Source organism: Chitinophaga sp. (assembly GCF_035564935.1).
Taxonomy (GTDB): Bacteria; Bacteroidota; Bacteroidia; order Chitinophagales; family Chitinophagaceae; genus Chitinophaga.
The window spans coordinates 1-1,747 of record NZ_DATMTE010000671.1 but is presented as its reverse complement, the minus strand read 5'-3'; the positions used below and the strand labels follow the sequence as shown (position 1 = coordinate 1,747).

Here is a 1,747-nt window from a genome sequence, read left to right as displayed (position 1 = left end):
AACTGGCCGCACCAGTTGTATGTACGCGAAGCAAGACGCATGAAAGGCGTGCATGTTATGACCCAGCAATCCGTGCTTGGAGAAACTCCGGTGCCACAATCTATTGGTATGGGTTCTTACACACTGGATGCGCATAATGCGCAACGATATGTGAAAAAAGACGGTTATGTGCAGAATGAAGGCGACATAGGCGTGGACATAAAAGAACCTTACCAGGTGTCTTATGGGTCTATACTTCCGCAACAGCAGGAGTGCAGTAATTTGCTGGTACCGGTATGCGTTTCCGCCTCACATATTGCCTATGGCTCTATCCGGATGGAACCGGTGTTTATGATCCTGGGGCAAAGTGCTGCTACCGCAGCGGTATTAGCTATCAATGGTAATAAAGCGGTGCAGGAAGTGGATTATGAGCAGCTGAAGGCGCAGCTGGAAAAAGACCATCAACGTTTATCGGCGGCGCCGGTGAAGTAGTTATTGCCGGATAGCAAGCAGAAGCAAAGAGGGTATGCATGGCATAAAGATTGTGGCGGCAGCAGTATGAAAAAAGCTATGATACCTACTATTTGCCGGGCTATTGGCCTGGGTATGGTTACCGGGATGCGCAGCGCTATGGGCCCTGCTTTTGCCAGTTATTTTGTTAGCCAACAACCGTCGGATAGGCTGCGTAAATCGCCTTTGGGTTTTATGCAGAAAACGGGAACTTCCCGTTACCTGCAAACTATGGCAGCTGGTGAGCTGGTAGTGGACAAAGCGCCCGGTATTGGAAATCGTATAGCCGCTACCGGTATCACGGGGAGGGCCTTGTCCGGCGCGTTGGCTGGGGCTACTTTATACCAGGCCAAAGGAGGCAAGGCCTGGAAAGGCGCATTGATTGGCGGAGTGGCAGCGGTGGCTGCAGCGTATGCATTCTTTTATTTGCGTAAAGCCACCGGCAGGAAATTGAAAATAAAAGATGCAGCCGTGGGTGGCCTGGAAGACGCTGTAGCAGTAGGTATTGCAGCATTGTCTATCAGGAAAAAAAGATAATTATTTTATTTAGCGAAAAATTACATTTGCAACCCGGTAAAACAATGCCTGTACTACAGATTTTGGTGCTGTTTGTCCAGGTTTGGATCCTGGTTGGCAACTGGATCAGAGAGAACGGAAAAAATCCATTCCCTCTTTTGTTTTCCAGTCCTTCTATCCATTTTATGCTGATATTAGAGAAGAACACCTCATGAAAATAATTACTACCCATGCAAGAAAACTGCGATATCCTGCTGAGTGAATTAAATGACCAAATCCGTAACGCCATTAAGTCCGGTACACATACCACCGATTATCCCCAGGCAGTGCAGTTTGTTTTACTGGCAGATCTTTTCAATTACCACGTGGTACAGGGAGGTTTTGCACAATTGATCTATAACCTCCAGGGAGCTTACCTGGCGGAAATAGAAGCGATGCTTCTTGCCGCAGATGCTACCACTGCCCATTTATATTACGTACAGTCCATTGAAAAATGCCTGGAGGAGGATGCACATTATCAGCAATTCCTGGAAAGCCCATATACAGATGAGCATACACTGAAGAATGAGCTGCACGTTATTTCCATTGCGTATTTTAAAACGGGAAAGTCTTTCATAGCGGAAATCTGCCCTTTTATCAGCAGCAGTGCAGCTGCCGTTAACGGGTGGCTGGCGAATGATATTAATTGATTCTTTATAGCCGCTACAAATTGTAGCGGCTTTTTATATATGGGATCAAGGGG

At 47.0% G+C, this 1,747-nt stretch carries 3 protein-coding genes; all 3 read left to right on the top strand.

All coding sequences use genetic code 11. The annotated features are described in order from the left end of the window. On the top strand, positions 1-471 hold a 471-nt coding region (locus VN105_RS17335; RefSeq protein WP_325642791.1), incomplete at its 5' end, for an FAD-dependent oxidoreductase. A 78-nt stretch (positions 472-549) separates the two neighbouring features. Beyond that, positions 550-1,026 (top strand): DUF4126 family protein, encoded by a 477-nt coding sequence (locus VN105_RS17330; protein ID WP_325642790.1) that lies wholly within the window; start codon positions 550-552, stop codon positions 1,024-1,026. A gap of 209 nt (positions 1,027-1,235) precedes the next feature. Further along, positions 1,236-1,694 (top strand): DMP19 family protein, encoded by a 459-nt coding sequence (locus VN105_RS17325; protein ID WP_325642789.1) that lies wholly within the window; start codon positions 1,236-1,238, stop codon positions 1,692-1,694. Positions 1,695-1,747: the final 53 nt, after the last annotated feature.